This is a genomic window from Agromyces sp. NPDC058064 (assembly GCF_042885275.1).
GTDB lineage: Bacteria > Actinomycetota > Actinomycetes > Actinomycetales > Microbacteriaceae > Agromyces.
The window spans coordinates 245,601-262,041 of the sequence record NZ_JBHVSE010000001.1; the positions used below are offsets into that span (position 1 = coordinate 245,601).

The 16,441-nt window shown below is 69.1% G+C and carries 22 protein-coding genes; 19 read left to right on the forward strand and 3 right to left on the reverse strand.

Annotation, left to right across the window (positions count from 1 at the left end):
• The 18 genes from ACFVSL_RS01110 (at position 1) to ACFVSL_RS01195 (ending at position 14,574) form a co-directional block, all read left to right on the forward strand.
• Entirely contained in the window at positions 1-1,230 is a 1,230-nt protein-coding gene (locus ACFVSL_RS01110; protein WP_386937725.1) for a phage major capsid protein, read from the forward strand.
• 44 nt (positions 1,231-1,274) lie between these two features.
• Entirely contained in the window at positions 1,275-1,649 is a 375-nt protein-coding gene (locus ACFVSL_RS01115) for a hypothetical protein (RefSeq protein ID WP_386937727.1), read from the forward strand.
• Complete coding sequence (locus ACFVSL_RS01120; protein ID WP_386937729.1) at positions 1,636-2,397, forward strand: hypothetical protein; 762 nt, start codon at positions 1,636-1,638, stop codon at positions 2,395-2,397. The genes ACFVSL_RS01115 and ACFVSL_RS01120 overlap by 14 nt, the downstream gene beginning before the upstream one ends.
• Positions 2,378-2,869, forward strand: coding sequence for a hypothetical protein (locus tag ACFVSL_RS01125; protein WP_386937731.1), 492 nt, complete (start codon positions 2,378-2,380; stop codon positions 2,867-2,869). The genes ACFVSL_RS01120 and ACFVSL_RS01125 overlap by 20 nt, the downstream gene beginning before the upstream one ends.
• Before the next feature lies 1 nt (position 2,870).
• Positions 2,871-3,194, forward strand: a complete 324-nt coding sequence (locus ACFVSL_RS01130; protein ID WP_386937733.1) for a hypothetical protein — start codon at positions 2,871-2,873, stop codon at positions 3,192-3,194.
• Positions 3,195-3,208: 14 nt separating this feature from the next.
• Positions 3,209-3,526 (forward strand): hypothetical protein, encoded by a 318-nt coding sequence (locus tag ACFVSL_RS01135; protein WP_386937735.1) that lies wholly within the window; start codon positions 3,209-3,211, stop codon positions 3,524-3,526.
• Positions 3,519-3,953 (forward strand): minor capsid protein, encoded by a 435-nt coding sequence (locus tag ACFVSL_RS01140; RefSeq protein ID WP_386937737.1) that lies wholly within the window; start codon positions 3,519-3,521, stop codon positions 3,951-3,953. The genes ACFVSL_RS01135 and ACFVSL_RS01140 overlap by 8 nt, the downstream gene beginning before the upstream one ends.
• Positions 3,950-4,720, forward strand: a complete 771-nt coding sequence (locus ACFVSL_RS01145) for a phage tail tube protein (RefSeq protein ID WP_386937739.1) — start codon at positions 3,950-3,952, stop codon at positions 4,718-4,720. The genes ACFVSL_RS01140 and ACFVSL_RS01145 overlap by 4 nt, the downstream gene beginning before the upstream one ends.
• 2 nt (positions 4,721-4,722) lie before the next feature.
• Complete coding sequence (locus ACFVSL_RS01150) at positions 4,723-5,145, forward strand: hypothetical protein (RefSeq protein ID WP_386937741.1); 423 nt, start codon at positions 4,723-4,725, stop codon at positions 5,143-5,145.
• A gap of 98 nt (positions 5,146-5,243) precedes the next feature.
• Positions 5,244-5,474: a hypothetical protein gene (locus tag ACFVSL_RS01155; RefSeq protein WP_386937743.1), complete on the forward strand. Its 231-nt coding sequence runs from the start codon at positions 5,244-5,246 to the stop codon at positions 5,472-5,474.
• A gap of 3 nt (positions 5,475-5,477) precedes the next feature.
• Entirely contained in the window at positions 5,478-8,273 is a 2,796-nt protein-coding gene (locus ACFVSL_RS01160) for a phage tail tape measure protein (protein ID WP_386937745.1), read from the forward strand.
• A 184-nt stretch (positions 8,274-8,457) separates the two neighbouring features.
• Positions 8,458-9,105, forward strand: a complete 648-nt coding sequence (locus tag ACFVSL_RS01165; protein WP_386937747.1) for a hypothetical protein — start codon at positions 8,458-8,460, stop codon at positions 9,103-9,105.
• Positions 9,106-10,482, forward strand: a complete 1,377-nt coding sequence (locus tag ACFVSL_RS01170; RefSeq protein ID WP_386937749.1) for a hypothetical protein — start codon at positions 9,106-9,108, stop codon at positions 10,480-10,482. It begins immediately after the preceding gene.
• 10 nt (positions 10,483-10,492) lie between these two features.
• On the forward strand, positions 10,493-12,256 hold the full coding sequence (locus ACFVSL_RS01175; RefSeq protein WP_386937751.1) for a hypothetical protein: 1,764 nt from the start codon (positions 10,493-10,495) through the stop codon (positions 12,254-12,256).
• A 66-nt stretch (positions 12,257-12,322) separates the two neighbouring features.
• On the forward strand, positions 12,323-12,916 hold the full coding sequence (locus ACFVSL_RS01180; protein WP_386937753.1) for a hypothetical protein: 594 nt from the start codon (positions 12,323-12,325) through the stop codon (positions 12,914-12,916).
• An 8-nt stretch (positions 12,917-12,924) separates the two neighbouring features.
• Positions 12,925-13,860 (forward strand): hypothetical protein, encoded by a 936-nt coding sequence (locus ACFVSL_RS01185; RefSeq protein WP_386937754.1) that lies wholly within the window; start codon positions 12,925-12,927, stop codon positions 13,858-13,860.
• Complete coding sequence (locus ACFVSL_RS01190) at positions 13,860-14,240, forward strand: hypothetical protein (protein WP_386937756.1); 381 nt, start codon at positions 13,860-13,862, stop codon at positions 14,238-14,240. Before ACFVSL_RS01185 ends, ACFVSL_RS01190 begins: the two co-directional genes overlap by 1 nt.
• A 7-nt stretch (positions 14,241-14,247) precedes the next feature.
• Positions 14,248-14,574, forward strand: coding sequence for a hypothetical protein (locus ACFVSL_RS01195; RefSeq protein WP_386937757.1), 327 nt, complete (start codon positions 14,248-14,250; stop codon positions 14,572-14,574).
• Positions 14,575-14,596: 22 nt separating this feature from the next.
• Here ACFVSL_RS01195 and ACFVSL_RS01200 read toward each other — a convergent pair whose 3' ends face one another.
• The 3 genes from ACFVSL_RS01200 to ACFVSL_RS01210 form a co-directional block, all read right to left on the reverse strand.
• Complete coding sequence (locus ACFVSL_RS01200; protein WP_386937758.1) at positions 14,597-14,905, reverse strand: hypothetical protein; 309 nt, start codon at positions 14,903-14,905, stop codon at positions 14,597-14,599.
• Positions 14,892-15,119, reverse strand: a complete 228-nt coding sequence (locus ACFVSL_RS01205) for a hypothetical protein (RefSeq protein WP_386937760.1) — start codon at positions 15,117-15,119, stop codon at positions 14,892-14,894. The genes ACFVSL_RS01200 and ACFVSL_RS01205 overlap by 14 nt, the downstream gene beginning before the upstream one ends.
• A gap of 313 nt (positions 15,120-15,432) precedes the next feature.
• On the reverse strand, positions 15,433-15,723 hold the full coding sequence (locus ACFVSL_RS01210; RefSeq protein WP_386937762.1) for a hypothetical protein: 291 nt from the start codon (positions 15,721-15,723) through the stop codon (positions 15,433-15,435).
• Between the two features lie 70 nt (positions 15,724-15,793).
• Here ACFVSL_RS01210 and ACFVSL_RS01215 point away from each other — a divergent pair, with 70 nt between their 5' ends.
• On the forward strand, positions 15,794-16,387 hold the full coding sequence (locus ACFVSL_RS01215; RefSeq protein WP_386937763.1) for a PASTA domain-containing protein: 594 nt from the start codon (positions 15,794-15,796) through the stop codon (positions 16,385-16,387).
• The last annotated feature ends 54 nt before the right edge of the window (positions 16,388-16,441 follow it).

A 16,441-nucleotide genomic window follows, 5' to 3' on the forward strand; every position in this document is an offset into this window, starting at 1 on the left:
ATGGCACACCCCCTTCTGGAACGCGCCGCGCAGCACACCGCCCAGGCGCGCGCCATCAACGACGAGTTCGAGGGCAAGGCCATGCCGGCCGAGGCCGCGAGCTCGATGAAGCAGCACCTCGCCAAGGCGTCGGAGTACCGCTCCCGCGTCGAGGCCGAGGCCGAGCTCAAGGCGAACGAGGCGTGGATCTCGGAGCCGCAGTACAAGCACGACATGACCGGCGGCGGTTCGATCTCCGAGAGCTTCGGTCACGGCGAGATCATCCTCGAGTCGGAGCGCAAGGAGCTGCAGCGCAAGGCGTTCCACAGCTACCTCAAGCACGGCATCGACGGGCTCTCGCGCGAGGAGAAGTCGGCGCTGGTGGAGGACTCCACCTCCGGCGGCCAGAACCTCGTGCCGTCCGACTTCGCGGGCACCATCACCAAGGAGTACGCGCGCCTCGCGGTCATCCGCAACCTCGCCGCGATCCGGCCGACGACCTCGAACAAGGTCGACGTCGGCTCGGTCACGATCGCGGGCGGCGGCTGGGGCAAGCTCGAGTTCGCCGGCTCGACCACGACCGACGGCATGGGCGCCGACCCGAACGCGGCGAAGGACACCATCGAGGTGTTCGACCTCACCGCGCTCGTCAAGCTCGGCGTCGACGAGCTCGACGACGCCGACACCGTCGAGGCGATCATCCGCGACGCGCTCGCGCAGAAGTTCGCGGAGCAGGAGGACGACGCGTTCGCCTTCGGCAACGGCAGCGCGAAGCCGACCGGCATCGCGTTCGGCTCGGCGATCACCCAGAAGGTGACCGCCGGCGCCGCCGACACCCTCGTCGGCGACGACATCATCAAGCTCGCCTACGCGGTCCCCGCCTGGGCGACCCGCAACGCCGTGTACCTCGGGAACGGCTCGGTCGCACAGGCCGCCTCGCTCCTGAAGGACTCGAACGGCGGCTACCTGTGGAAGGAGTCGCTGCGCGCGGGCGAGCCCGCGACGCTGAACGGCTACGCCTTCCACCGCGTCGACGGCCTCCCCGCGATCACCGCCTCGACGGGCGCCATCAACACCTCGCTGGTGTTCGGTGACGTCCGCCAGGGCTACCTGATCGCGGACCGGGCCGGCATCACCGTCCAGCGACTCGTCGAGCGGTACGCCGACGAGGGCAAGGTCGGGCTGCTGTTCAAGAAGCGCGTCGGCGGCGGCGTGATCCGCCCCAAGGCGTTCTCGGCGCTCATCATCTGACGCCACGCTGTGGGGCCCGCTTCGGCGGGCCCCACAGCACCGAGGTGTCGCGCACAGGCGCGCAGCGCTCGCCGTCGGCGAGCAGCCCTCCCGGTTCGACTCCGGACGGCACCACCACCAACAACACACCACCGAGGGAGACCATGATGAAGGTCCGAGTTCTGGCCGGGTTCGTCGACGCGCGAGCCAACTTCCGATCGTTCGTCCCCGGCGATGTCGTCGACCTGCCGAAGGAAAAGGCCGAGGCCCTCGCCTCGAGCGGGCATGTCGAGGTCGTCGCGCAGGAGAAGCCCGGCGCGCGCCGCCAGACGAAGGTGAGCAAGCCCGCCGAGACGAAGGCCCCGGAGCCCACCGAGCAGGCTCCCTCGGAGGCGCCCGTCGAGCATCTGGCCGAGGAGCCCACCAGTGCCGACGACTGAGCCGGCGCCCGTCGGCGACGTCGCAGTCGCGTGGGTCCACAGCGACCAGGTCGACGCATCGTTCTTCCACTCGTTCATCGCCGCGCAGATGCACGACGTCTTCGAGGGCGGGCTCCGCATCGGGCGCACGCTGCCCTCGCGCTGCGCGTCCGGCGGGCTCGTGAAGGCCCGCAACAACACCGTGAAGGCGTTCCTCGCCGGCGACGAGCAGTGGCTCTGGTGGGTGGACACCGACATGGGGTTCGCCGCCGACTCGCTGCACGCGATGCTGTCGCTCGCCGACCCCGCCGAGCGGCCGATCGTCGGCGGCCTGTGCTTCGCGCAGATGGAGCGCGAGCACGACGGCTTCGGCGGGTTCATCACCGAGGCGATCCCCACCCTCTACCGGTGGGCCGAGCTCGGCGACGGCATCCGCGGCTTCACGTCGTGGCGGGACTACCCGCGCAACGCGATGTGCGAGGTCAACGCGACCGGGTCGGCGTTCCTGCTGATCCACCGCAGCGTGTTCGAGCGGATCGCCGCTGAGTTCGGCGAGACCTGGTACGACCAGATGCCCGCACCGGACGGTGTCGGCCTGCTCGGCGAGGACCTCTCGTTCTGCGTGAAGGCCCGCCACGCGAAGGCGCCGATCTTCGTGCACACCGGCATCAAGACCACCCACCGGAAGCCGCGATGGCTCGGCGAGGCGGACTACATCCACCCCGACGACTTCCCCGAGGAGGCCGCAGATGCAGGTGTCACCCACTGATCTGGCAGCCTTCCCCGGCGCGCCGTTCGTGCAGGAGCACATCAACGCGGTCGTCGCGAAGCTCGAGCGCGCGCTCGGCTGGCACGTCGCCCCGTCGAAGGAGGAAACGCTCACCGTGCGCGCCGGCGGCGACCGCATGCTCGTGCTGCCGTCGCGGAAGGTGACCGCGGTCGCCGAGGTCCGCAGCGGCGGCGCCGTGGTGTCGTCGGGCGACTACGTGCTCACGGGCGCCGCCGAGGCGATGCTCGAGGGCTACTGGTCCGGCACGTACGAGGTCGACGTCACGCACGGCTTCGAGACCGTGCCGGCCGACCTGCTCGGCGAGATCGCCGCGGCGTGCGTCGCGTTCCGCACCGACCCGTCGCTCGCGGCGTGGTCGTCGGGCCCGTTCTCCGCGACGCTCCGCGGCCCCGGCCAGGGCGCCGGGCCCTCGTCGACGTTCTACGCGTACTCGGTCAATCTGGGGGTGTGACGTGGTGCAGCTGCCTCCCGGCTTCCTGCCGCACACGGTCACCATCAAGCCCCTGACCGGCTCGGGGGGTCTCGGCAAGACCTACGGGGCGCCGTTCACGGCCTTGGCGATGGTGCAGGACGGCTCGCGCATGGTGCGCAACGCCGCGGCCGCCGAGGTCGTGTCGACGACGCAGGTGCACTGCGAGTTCTCCGTGATCGCGCCCGTCGGGTCGCTCGTCACCGTGTGGGCCGGCACCGGCCGCGAGCGCACGGCCGAGGTGCTCGCAGTCGCTGGCTCCGATCACCCGGTCATCCCGGGGCACCAGACGCTCGCCCTGAAGTAGCCGAGGGGGTCTCGATGAAGATGCACACGCCGATCCTCACGGCCGTCGAGCAGGCGGCGCGCGAAGGTCTCCGCGAGGTCGGCCGCGAGGTGCTGAAGCGGGCGCGCGAGCTGTCGCCGACCGACACCGGCGAGTCGGACAAGTCCGGTTTCGTCGCGATGGACGACCTGACCCTGCAGGTCGGATTCAAGTCGCCCGTGTCGAAGTGGAACCACGAGAACCTCGACTGGCAGCACCTCGACGGTGGCGAGCCGAAGTTCCTCGAGAAGGCGGTCGAAGAGGTCGACATCGAGGCGCGCATGGCCGCGAAGGTGCGTGAGCACCTTGGATGAGATCACTCCGAGCCTCACCGATGTCGAGCTCACTAAGGCGATCGCCGCGTTCCTCGGCGAGATCGACGGGTGGGCGTGGCGGCCGGACGGCCCCGTCTACACCGATACCGAGGTCGGCGTCGACTACGGCGCGATCCAGGCAGACACCAACCGCCGCGTCGGCGTCCGCGTCTACATGACCACCGACGAGCAGCACCTCGCCGTGCGACGCATCCAACTGCGATCCCGCGGCGCGCCCGGTGATCCGACGGGCGCCGACGAGCTCGCCGACGCCGCGTTCGCGCGGCTCCAAGGCCTCTCCCGAGTGGGGGGAATCAGCGGCGTCAGCCGCCTGTCCATGGCTCCGCTCGGGGCCGACGCGAACCGCCGCGAGGAGCGGACGGACAACTACATCATCACTCTCGACAACCAGGAGGCTCTCTCATGAGCGAAGCAGTTCCCCTGCCCGCCGGCTCGACGCTCGGAAAGAGCTTCGAGTACGGCATGGACGTCAACCTCGGCACCTACGACACGCCGGACTGGCAGCCGATCCGCCGCATGAGCGGCTACCAGCCGACGTACACCCCGACCACCCAGGACGCACAGACGTACGACGACCTCGGCGCCGCCAACCAGGACGTGACCGGCTGGTCGCACGCGCACGCGTTCAACGTGCAGGTGAACCGTTCGATCACGACCGGCGCGTACCTGCCCGAGATCGAGGCGATCCGCGCGCGCACCCTCCCTTCGGCGAAGGGTGCTGCGGCCGTCCTCGACGTCCGCTGGTACCACAAGCCCGAGTCGGGCGAGCCGAACCCGACCGATGCCGGCCGTGGCTTCGTGACGGTCGCGTACCAGCGCCAGAACACCGGCCCGAACGGCGAGATCGAGCAGTGGTCGGTCACACTCACCGGCAAGGGCCCGTACGAGGAGATCGCGAACCCGTTCGCGGGTTGGGATGCTGAGCCGGCACCGGCGATCATCTCGATCACGCCGTCGGGCCAGGGCGAGGGCGACCAGATCGTCATCACCGGTAGCGGGTTCCTCGGTGCGACCGACGTGAAGTTCGCTGCCGTCTCGGCGTCCGCGTTCACCGTCGTGTCCGCCACCACGATCGTCGCCTCGCTCCCGGCCGGGTCAGCAGGCTCGGTCAACGTCACCGTGATCACGCCGGTGGGCACCTCGCCCGCCAAGGCCTACACGCGGGTGGTGTGAGCATGGGTGCCGTCGACTTCGCGGAGTGGGTGACCCCGGACCTCGAGATCACCCTGCCCGGCGCCGACGGCACCCCCGGGGGCCGCACCTACATGGTGCGGCCCCCGAGCGTCGAGGCTATGAAGATGGTGCTCGCCGCGGCCGTGCGCGCCGAGGTTCGCCTCGGTCTCGAGGAGGGCCCGATCCCCGACGAGGTGCAGCAGGTGCTCGACAGTATCGGCGACAGCCACCCGGCGCTCGGCGACGACGTCTACGAGCGCATGCGTGCGGATGGCGTGCCGGCGTCGTGGATCGACCGAGTCGCCTACTACGCGACGTTCTTCTGGGCGAAGGGCCGCGCCTACGCCGACCGGCTCGCGGTCGTGCTGTTCGCACCGCCGGACGTCGAGTCGACCCCGGAGGCTGATGCCTCCCCAAAAGCCTGATCACCGCCGAGGACTTGGCGCCATACGGCATCGGCGAGCCCGATGACGAGGGCTGGTACCTCGACTATCGCCCGCTGCCGGCGCATCTGAAACCGAAGATGCCGTCTGCCGCATCGGTCGCGGCCGGCGGGAGTCCTCAGGCGGAGATCGACGGATCGGTGCTCGCGCTCGTGCAGCACTGGCGGCTCGTCGTCGCCGAGCTCGCCGAGCGTGGTATCGACCTCTACGATCCCGCCGTCCTCGCGCGGCCGTGGCCCGGCATCCGGGCGGTGATCTTCTCCCTACTCGACTCGCCCACGCGCCTGCGTGCTGCCCTCACCCGGAGGTGAACGATGCCGCTCCGCGTTGCTGAACTCGAGACCCTGTTCACGGCCAACACCGACCCCGTCGCGAAGGCCGAGAAGGACATCCAGGCGACCGGCAAGCGGATCGAGTCGAAGCCGATCACTGCCAAGGTCACGGCGGACGAGAAGGGCGCCCTCGCCGGCATGGACCGGGTCGAGCAGGCTGCGAAGCGGATCGTCACGGCGAAGACGATGGCGACGGTCGACGCGAACATCGACCGTGCCGAGAAGTCGTTCATGCGCGTGTTCGAGCGCCTCGACTACCTCAAGTCGGTGGAGACCGAACTCGACGTGTCGGCCAACGTCAAGCGGGCCGAGGCGGAGCTGTCGAAGTTGCAGCGCAGCCTTGACGGGCTGCGCGCAGCGAAGGCCACGATGGAGGTCGACGCCGACACCGCACCCGCCGAGAGCGCGATCGACGATCTCGAGGATTCGGCGGTCGAGGGCGGCCGCCGAGGCGGCCTGGACGCCGGGTCGGCGCTCATCGGCGGCATCGTCGGCGCGCTCGCGAGCACTCCGATCGTGGGCGCGATCGCTGGCCTTGCGCACACCGTCGCGGACACGCTGCGCCAAGCCTTCACCGACGGCCTCGCGGTCGAGGCAGGCAACGACCGCCTGCAGGCACTCACCGGCTTGAGCGAGAAGGACACCGCCCGGTTCGGCCGCGCCGCAGGCGAGGCCTATGCGAACGTCTTCGGCGAGTCGATCGAAGCGAACATGGACACGGCACGTCTGGCGCTGCAGTTCGACATCATCGACCCGGAGTCGTCGACCCGCTCGGCGCAGAAGGTCGTGGAGAGCCTGTCCGGAATCGCCGACGTGCTCGACGAGGACGTGCGGCCGGTCGCGGCTGCAGTCACGCAGCTGCTCCGCACCGGCCTCGCGAAGACCGCCGATGAGGCGTTCGACATCCTCGCGACCGGCGCCCGCAACGGCGTGAACGCGTCCGAGGACATGATCGACACGTTCACCGAGTACCCGGCGCTGTTCGCTCGGCTCGGCCTCACGGGCGAGGAAGCGCTCGGGCTCATCAATCAGGGGCTCGACGCCGGCGCCCGCAACAGCGACCTCGCGGCAGACGCGCTGAAGGAGTTCCAGATCCGCGCGACTGACGCGTCGGAAACCTCCGCTGAGGGGTTCCGCACGCTCGGGCTCGACGCGGAGGAGATGACGGCGAAGATCGCTCGCGGCGGGAAGGACGCTCGCGACGGCCTCGCTCAGGTGCTCGACGGACTCCGCGAGATCGAAGACCCGGTGGCGCGGAACGCGGCCGCCGTGGCGCTCTTCGGCACGCAGGCCGAGGATCTCGGTGCTGCGCTCTTCGCGATGGACCTCTCGTCGGCGGTCGAGGAGCTCGATGGCGTGACGGGCTCGGCGAAGAAGATGTTCGACACCCTCGCGGGCAATGACGCGACGAAGATCGAGCAGGCTGGACGGAACATCGAGGTCGCGGCCGACGGCATCAAGGGTGCCCTGGCTGCCGCGTTCTCGGAGCCGCTCGGCGACTTCGCTGAGTTCGTGTCGCAGAACCGCGGCCCTGTGCTGCAGTTCTTCCTCGACCTGGCGAACAGTGCGATCGACTTCGGTATCTCGATGGTCGAGGGCACTGCGGCCGGGGCGGAGTCGCTCGGCGAGTTCGTGTCGGGCCCGCTCGCGGACGCGGCCGAGGGCATGCGGAACTTCATCAAGCTGTCGAACCCGTTCGCGGACACGTCGCAGCTCGATGGCCTCATCGACGGTATGAGGGAGTTCGACGACACCACGTCGGAAGCCGCCGACACGATGCGCGAGAAGCTCATCAAGGAGGGGCTCGAGCCCGCCCGTGACCGACTGAATGCGTTCGGCGAGGGCGCGGTCGCGATGGGCTTCCTGAACGATGCCTCGCTGCGCCTCGCTGGCGCGCTCGACCGCGTCGGCACCGATGCTGAGGGCGCGCTGATGTCGCTCGACGGTATCGACCTCGCGAATGTGCGGGCGTCGGAGTCGGGCCGTGCGCTCGAGGACCAGGTGCGCTCGGCGATCGCCGCGCTCGGCGACGAGGTGTCTGCAGCGGACGCGGCCGGCGAGAGCCAGGAGGCGCTCGCGGAGCGGTACAACGCCGGCACCGAGGCGCTCGTCGGGCAGCTCGAGCAGATGGGGCTGACCGAGGATCAGGCGCGGGCGCTGATCGACACCGTCCTGCAGACGCCGGAGTCGGCGACGACGACGTTCTCGTCGAATGCGAAGGCCGAGCAGGGCAAGGTGCAGAACCTCGCTGACCGCATCGTGACGCTGCCCGACGGCAGTGTCATCATCGTCGCCGACCGGAGCCCGGCGGATGCCGCCATGCAGTCGTTCTTCCGCGACTGGAACGGGACCACGGTCGCCGTGAACGTCGCGAACAAGAGGAATTACGCGCAGGGCGCGATCGTCGAGTTCATGGCAGCCGGTGGGCTGACGCCGATGGCACCGATCGCGCAGATGGTGCCTCCGTCGACATACCGCGTCGTGGGCGACCGCAGCGACGTGTCGGAGCTCTACGCCCCTCTCGACGGTTCGGCGCGCTCGTGGGCGCTGATGTTCGAGGGGTTCCGGCGGATGCCGGGGCGTCCCCCGGCGGAGTTCATGGCTGCAGGCGGCGTCACACCGGGGCCGATGCAGGGCGGCGTCGACATGGCGATGCTGCTTGGGTACCTGGCGGAGATCGCTGCGAACACGGACGGCGGCGTTCGGCTCCCGGTCGATCCGGTGCAGTCGGCACTCGGGTCCGGTTACAAGTCAGGCACGACGAGCGGGGCGGTGTAGCGCGATGTGGTTCGGTACTCGCCAGTTCATGCAGGAGATCGCGACACCTCTCATCCGGTCCGAGTACACCCGGGCCGGATGGGAGGAGTCGACGCAATGGACGAGCGGCCGCCGGTCGGTCGATGGTTCGCTGAACACGCACCGCGAGTACCGCTTCATCTGGCCGCACATGTCGCGCGAGAACGTGCAGCAGATCACCGCGTACGCCGACGGCGTGTACGGGCCCGGACCGTTCTACTGGATCGACCCGCTCGCAGCCGACATGAATGTGCTCCCGCAGTCCTGGGCGACGCCGTCGCTCGCCGGCTACGACGCGGTCCCGTTCGCTGGCGACGATCGCCCCGTCCTCGCGCCTCAGACGGACCAGTCGCAGCGCTACCCGTCCGAGAAAGCGGCTTACACGCTCGCGGCTGACACGCCGATGCGATCGCTCTACATCCCGATCCCGCCCGGGCACGTCGCCTGGGTCGGCGTGCACGGCGATGCCGACGCGACGGGTCGCGTGAAGGTCACCCCGTTCGAGGCTGCTGTCGCTGGCACCGCGGAGCATCCGACGATCCTGTCAGTCGCGACGTCCGTGCGTGTGAACACGATGGTCGAGGGGACGGGGCTCGAGCTCGCGCTCGACAACACCGACCCGGGCACGTGCACCCTCGCTGGTCTGATCGTGCAGGTCCTCCGCGAGGGCGTGTCGCCGGCGACAGGTGGGTTCATCCCCGGGCAGGGACATGCGGGCTGCAAATTCGACCCCCGATTGACCGAGATCCCGCTCGTGATCGACGGAGACCAGTCGTTCGTGCAGCTGTCAGGGAAGCTGGTGGAGGTCGGGTAGATGCACATCAAGATCGACGGGCACGCCGAGTGGGACTCGCGCGACGTCATCGTGAAGCAGGACGCGACACCGGTCGATGCGTCGGAGTCGTTCGGCTCGACCGGTTCGTTCTCGTTCGCAATCCCCGAGCGCGTCGACGCGAAGGCGCTGACCGGTGCCGTCGTCGAACTCGTCGACGGCGAGTTCACTCTGCTCGGCGTGATCGTCGCCGTCTCGGGGAACGGGCGCACGGCTGTCGCGACGGCATCCACGATCCTGAACCCGCTCGTCGCGAAGCGGAACGCGGCCCCGCACCTCGGGACGATCGCGACCTACCTGACCTACCTGTTCGGGCTCGTCGGCATGCCAGCACCCGCCGTCGACACGGAGATCGCCGACGCGCCGGTCGTGACGATCGGCTGGGCCGATGACGTCTGGCGCATGGTGAAGGCGTTCTGCGTCGCGCAGCGCGTCGAGGTGCTCGGCGTCGACGCGGAGATCGTCGTGCGTCCGTTCCGGCGCGAGCGCGCATCGCGCGCTGAGGAAGCCGACTACCGCTGGTCGACCGACGCGTCGCGTCTCGCGAAGCGAGTCGAGGCCTGGTACTACGAGAAGACGCCCGTCACGGACGCTCTGCTCCGCGGCAACCGCGACCCGATCGTCGCGAACCTCGGCGCAGGCGAGACAGTCGAGATCCGAGTGCCGCTCGAGGTGTCGCTGTCATCGGTCGACCAGCCCGTGTGCCTGGACTCCGTTCCGTACGCCGCGTCGAGCGCCTCCATGTACGCGGTGCGCGACCGCTGGGGCAAGCCTGTGGCGGCCTCGTACTGGCGCGACCACGGCGGCGACGTCGCGGTCGCGATCGGCGCCGACTCGCGCTCGATGACGATCACGATCACCGGGTGCCTCGACCTCAACCGCGCCCCGTACCAGCTCGCCGGCACTCGCAAGAAGGACGGCGAAGACCTCGACTACCCTACGCTCCGCATCGTCGGCTCGGGTGTCGCCTTCACGCGGAAGAAGCACAGCATCCCCGCATGCGTCGACGGGTCCGCGACCGAGGAAGTCGGGTGCGAGTTCGACAGCGTGTTCGTCGACTCGTGGGCGCACGCCCACTACCTGCTGCTGTGGGCGGCCGTGAAGTACGGCAGCCCGACGGTGCGCATCACCGGTGCTGCGAAGCTCGGCGCCGCGGCGGGAGCACGCCTGCGCGATGACTACGCCGAGTTCCGGGTGCGGACGCTAACCCGGGGCGCGTCGGGCAAGGCGTCATACGACGCCGAATTCGACACGACCATGGGCGACGTCGCAGACGTGTGGGCCGGGCGGACGCTCGGCGAGTTCGAAGACGCTCACACGACGGCTGCGGCGTTCAACGCTCACCCGCTCAAGACCTAAGGGAGGTCGCGTGTTCCCTCCGATCGATGCCCCGAACGAGCTGCGCCCGTTCCTTCTCGAGGTGCAGAAGCAGCTCGAAGCGAAGGATGCCCTGCTCGAGGCGCAAGGGCGGCACATCGCGCAGATCATGGAGCAGCTCGGGATGTCGGCCGGGGACGTGACGCGCACCAACGTGCAGGTCGAGACGAACCGGCTCGACATCATCGAGCTCAAGGGCCGGCCGGGGCTTCCCCCGGGGGCCGCGAGCGGGTTCGTTGTCGGCGCCGATGTGAACGCGGAACCGGTCTGGCTGCCGAAGGATGAGTGGCCGCTCGTTCGCGTCTACCTTGAGGCCGGAAACCTCACTTGGGACGTGTACAGCTACTCGGGCGCCGCATGGTCGGAATTCCTGCCGCCTCCGGAGATGTTCGACTTCGAGGGCGTCACTTACGTGCACTTCCTCCCGTTCGACGCTTCCGGCGTGCAGATCAACGTCGATTACGAGGTGCACCTGCGCCCGGTCGCCGAGGGGCAGCGGTTCCATATCGGGCTGCCGATGGAGTCGTACGGCACGTCATCGCAATTCTCGTTCTCGCTCTTCGGAGACCCGACGGGAACCTACAACTCGATCGTGTCTCTCGGGACACTGCACACGTCGCCGGCCGACCTGTACTACACGGGCACATCCATCCGGTTCATGGGCGCCGACGAGGACGGGAAGTTCTCCGTCGCACCAGAGTTCCGCGGGTGCTGGTCGGTTGAGGTTCGAGGCGCCGGCTACACTCTGTTCCCGGCATCGCGTCATCACCCAGATCCGCACCTCGCGATCCTCGACCCGTGGTACGTCGACAACGTGCGCACGCTCGGCGCTGACGGGCAGATCCAGTACGCCGACTCGACGCAGGTGAACGGCACCCGGTGGGATGACCCACCGACCGGAGGCGCTGCCCCCGACGCCTCGACGACCGAGAAGGGCATCGTCGAGCTCGCTGATAGCAGCGAGGCGACGGCGGGTACGGACGCCGTGCGGGCGATGACCCCGGCAACCACGGCGGCCGTCATCACGGCGCTGCTCTCCGGGACGCCGCTCGCCGAGGTCATCCGCGATGTGATCGGCGGCACCCTCGCCGAGGGCACCGGCATCGACATCACGGTGAACGATGCCGGCGACGCGATCACGATCTCGGCGACCGGTGGCGGGTCGACTCCCGACGCGACCACCTCAACGAAGGGCATCCTGCAGCTCGCCGGCGACTTCGCTGGCACCGCGGCGGCACCCGAGGTCGCGAAGATCGCCGGGGCGACCATCTCGGGCACCCCGGGTACTCCTGACGGCACGAAGGCGCTCTTCGGAGACGGCACATGGAAGGTGCCGGCAGGCGGCGGCGGGGCGACAGTCGGCGCAGCCGTCTACCTGGCGTCCTCCCTCGCGGCGGCGTCGGGCTCGCGGAACGTGGCCTTCGACACGACAGAGCGAGTCGACTCCGGGTTCACCTGGGACGGCACGGCGAAGACCATCACGGTCGCAGCGTCGGGTTGGTACGCGCTCTACGCGCACGTGCGCCTTTCCGCCACGGTGACGACCGCCGTCTCGGTCATCATCACCGCGAACGGCGCCACCTGCGTTCGTGGTGACGGGTCGACGTTCAACACCCTCAACGACATCTCAGCCTCGGGTATCGCATACCTCACGGCGGGTGACGTTCTGGCGGTGTCGTTCTTCTCGACGGCATCCTCGACGATCCTCGGCGAGGCTGCTCCGTCGCGTACCCACTTCCGGGTCGCGAAGATCTAGTCCCCTTCCCTTCGACGCCCCGCCAGGTGCGGGGCGTTTCGAATTTCCTCGGAAAGCAGGTGCCGTATGCCCGTCCCCGATCCCACCCCGCGCGGCATCCCGCTTATCGATCGCAGCGTGCCGGTCGAGTTCCACACCGCGTACAACGCGCAATCCGAAGCGCTCGACACCGCGCTCGACGACCTCGAGCAGGACATTCTCGACCGTCAGTTCGCCGCGACCGAGGAAGACCTCCCGACGACCGATAACTCGCTCGGTGACATCCGCCTCACGCTCGATGACCAGCAATTGTGGGTGTGTGTCGGACTCCCGGCCACCTGGGTTCGGACGAACTACCTCGACCGGGCGTCGACGAACCCGACCATGGGCGCCGGCTGGGAGACCCCGTCGATGAACAACCTCATCCGGCGGGGCGGGTTCGCCTACCTCGAGTTCAACGCGTTCCGGAGCACGAACCTCGCGCCCGAGGGAGTCGTGGTGCAGATCCCGCCCGGGTACCGGGGAACCATGCACCGGTGGACCGAGGCTTGGGCGACGTTCGGCCCGGACTTCGAGTCCTACCAGATCTACTACAACCCGTTCGAGCACGAGATCCGTACGCGCGATCTCATCCCAGCCGGGGCATCCCTCGCGGTGTCGATGGACTGGCCCACTGTCTAGGAGGCATCATGCGCGATCCATGGGCTGCCCTCCGAACGACCGGCACGTGGGAAGACCACGCGACCTACTCGCTCGGCGGCATCGACAAGCCCCTCGCCTACGGCACCACGCTGACCGCTCCCGCGGCCGGAGTTCTCCACACATCCGGGCGCCCGCGCGCTGGCGACGAGTTCCAGTGCGGATGGGTCGGCTCCGCCGGCCGCCGCTCGATCCTCATCCTCGACCGACCGCTCGAACGCGTCCGGCCATCGTCGGGCGCGCGGATGCTCGGCTGGTACGTCGAGTCGGGCGACCCGATGGTCGCGCTCGTGTTCCAGCACCAGTCGCGGTTCGGCGAGCACGGGCGCCACTTCGACGAGGGCGACCCGTACCCGATCGGCTGGTCGGGCGCCTCGGCGAACTTCGCCGACTGGGGCGGGGACGTGCACCTGCACTGGCACGGCCTCACCGCGCGAGGCGAACGGGTGAACCCGCTCGCGTACATCGGCGCCGCCTCGTCCGGGGCAGGCGGCAGCATCATCGATCCGAAGGAGGCCGACGTGGCCACTCACAAGACGTTCCAGTGCCAGCAGGACTTCAAGATCCGGACGAAGTGGCAGCGCTTCCCCTGGCGAACCACTCCCGACAGGCAGGAGAACCTCGCGCAGGGCACCGGCGGCCCCGGCCTCTACGACGTCCTGCTGAACTTCTACGTGAAGGACTTCCCGGCGACGTCGCAGATCGAAGGTCGCCTCGTCGTCGTGAACGCGAAGAGCGGCGCAGCATCGGCCGGGTATGCGTTCACCATCGACGGCTCGGTCTCGGGCCAGGTGCGCGCCGCGATCCCCGCGCGCGTCAACGTCCCCGCCGGGTCGCTGCTCGTCCTCGAGCTGCGCACCCTCAAGGGCCTCGAGCCGACGCTCGACCTGTGGGGCGCCGACATCGCGAACCTCGTCGTCAGCTGATGCCGGAGTGGCTCGTCAGCATCATCCTCGGCGTCTTCACGCTGATGGGCGCCGTGGTCGCGACCATCGGCGGCGTGATGATCGCGAAGATCAACACCGCGAAGAAGCACGCGGAGTCCGCTGCCGCGTCGTCGGCGACCGCCGCGGAACAGACGGCGAACTCGCACAAGACGAATCTGCGCGACGACATCGACAAGCTCACGAGCATCGCTCAGGCCGCCGTCGACACGGCACAGGCCTCGGTCGATGCGGTCAAGACCGTGCAGAAGGACATCGGCGGTCTCCGCGAGGAGAACCGGCTCGACCGGAAAGCGGCCGATGAGCGGATCAGCTCGGTCGAACGTGCGCTGCTCAACCACCTCACGAACACGAAGGAGTAACACCATCATGGACATCACGTTCAGCCTCCCGCCGGCGATGATCCTTGGCCTGATCGTCTCGACGGTCCTGCCGCTGCTCGTCGGCCTCGTCACGAAGACCGTCACGAGCCCCGCCGCGAAGGCGATCCTGCTCGCGATCCTCGCCGCGGTGCTCGGCGTCCTGACCGAGCTGCTCGCGGCCGTCCAGGCCGGCACCTCGTACGACATCGGCCGCGGCGTGCTCGTCGCTCTCGTCGGGTTCCTCGTCGCCGTCGGCATGCACTTCGGCCTGTGGAAGCCGACCGGTGCCGCGCAATCCGCGCAACGCATCGGCGACCCCGCGCACCGCGCCTGAACCACCCCTGCAGCGCCCCTTCTCACCTTCGGGTGGGGAGGGGCGCTTTCGTCGTGCCCGGGAAGGCGTCGACGCCGCCGCTCGAGCGCGCCTGGGGCCCGTGCGCACTGATCCATGCCTGGTGCACCCGCGCGCATGCCTCGCGCAGCGTGCCGCCGTAGCCAAGAAGCTCGCCGCCGAGCTCGCCCCGATACCTCGGCACGCCGTCGACACGCACGATGCGCACGCGCCCGTACTCGTGGCCGTACTGGTCGGAGAGCACCCACACGCCGAACTCGGTCTCGACGGCCGCGAGGATCGGATGCCACCTCGGCTCTTCACGCGGCGGCATGGTGGCCTCCTCTTTTCCGGACTGCGAGTGCAGCCTGGTACACCTCCCACACCATCTCGGCGGCGAGGCGGAGCGCGTCGACGGGGAAGTACCCGAGGAAGTCGCGGTCGGCCTCGGCCGGCGCCCATGTGTCGGCGCGGAGCAGTTGCCGGGGCGGGGTGCCGGCGTCGACTTCGCGGATGATCGCGATGCGACGTTCGCCGTCGAACTGCACCCATTCGCCTCGGGTGACGGATCTGAGGTTTGGTGACCAGTAACGCAACGGGCCGGGGCTCCTTTCGTTGGGGACGAATGGCGGAGCGCGCCGGCCCGCGCGGGTCTAATTCTAGGAATGCCCCTCTGACGCTGGGAAGTCAAGGGGGTGCGGAACGAGTGGTCGCAGCGTTGGATGGGTGATGTCGGGCACCGAGGGGGACGTTCCGACTGCAGGCTGGTCGAAGACTTAGAAACCTCCCAGGGACGGTCGACGGCCAGCCTGCTCAGGGGCTGGGCCCGGGTTTTCGTGGATCGACCGACACCCGGGCCCGTCAGCCTGTGATGGTGCGGTAGAGCAGCTGATAGCCGTCCGGCACTTCAGCCTCAAGCGCAGCGCACGCGGCCGCATAGCCGGCGCCTTCGGCGGTGATCTCCTCGGTACGCGCCGCGCGGATGACGCCGGTCGCGGTGGTAGTGCCCGCCTTCATCGAGAAGTGCGCCCGCGCGAGCTCGAAGCCGTCCGGTACCTGCGCGCTGAGCGCGTCGTACGCGCTGCCGCGGTCATGGCCGTCGGCGACGATCTCGGACGCCGTGGTGGGACGGATGGTGCCGGTGAGGTGCATGCCCTCGATGCTACGTGCCCCCGAACGCGGGGGCGCCCGGGCCGCGCGGCCGTCGGTAGACTCGCGCGGCATGAGGCGCTTGCTCGGTTCGGTCATGCTCGCAGCGCTCGCCCTGACGGGGTGCACCGCATCGCCTAAGCCCTCCGCACCGCCGACACCGAGCACGAGCACGGATGCCGCCATCGTCCCCGATGTCGTCGGTATGGGTGGGCTCGAAGCAGCACAGGCGCTGAGCCAGGCGGGCCTCGCCGCCGCGCCACGTTGGAAGTCGACTGCGACGACGAACAGTGACCTCTTCGAGGTTCAGGAGCAAGACCCGGCCCCGGGCACTGAATCTCCGAGAGGCACCGAGGTCACCCTCATGGTGGGGTCCCCACCACTTCCTGAGTACGAAGTCGAGCAGGCGGGCGACCTTTTCGAAGTGACGGTCGCAGCGACGATCACGGCCCGGGATGCGCATTGGATCGTACGCGATATCGCAGACGCCACCGACGCGGACGGCGGCTACTTCGTGAGCATCAATTGCTCGATGGGAGGCACCGACCTCGTCGACAACCGGCAGGCGAACGGAAAGTTCGCGGTCGGTAAGCGCGGCGCGGCGTTGACGGGACTCGCGGTCGGAGCGAGCGAGTCGGAGATCGTCGAAGGTGCAACCTGCCCCTAGAGGGTTCGGTTGTACGCAGCGAACGGGAGTGCGAACCACAGCGCCGCCCACAGA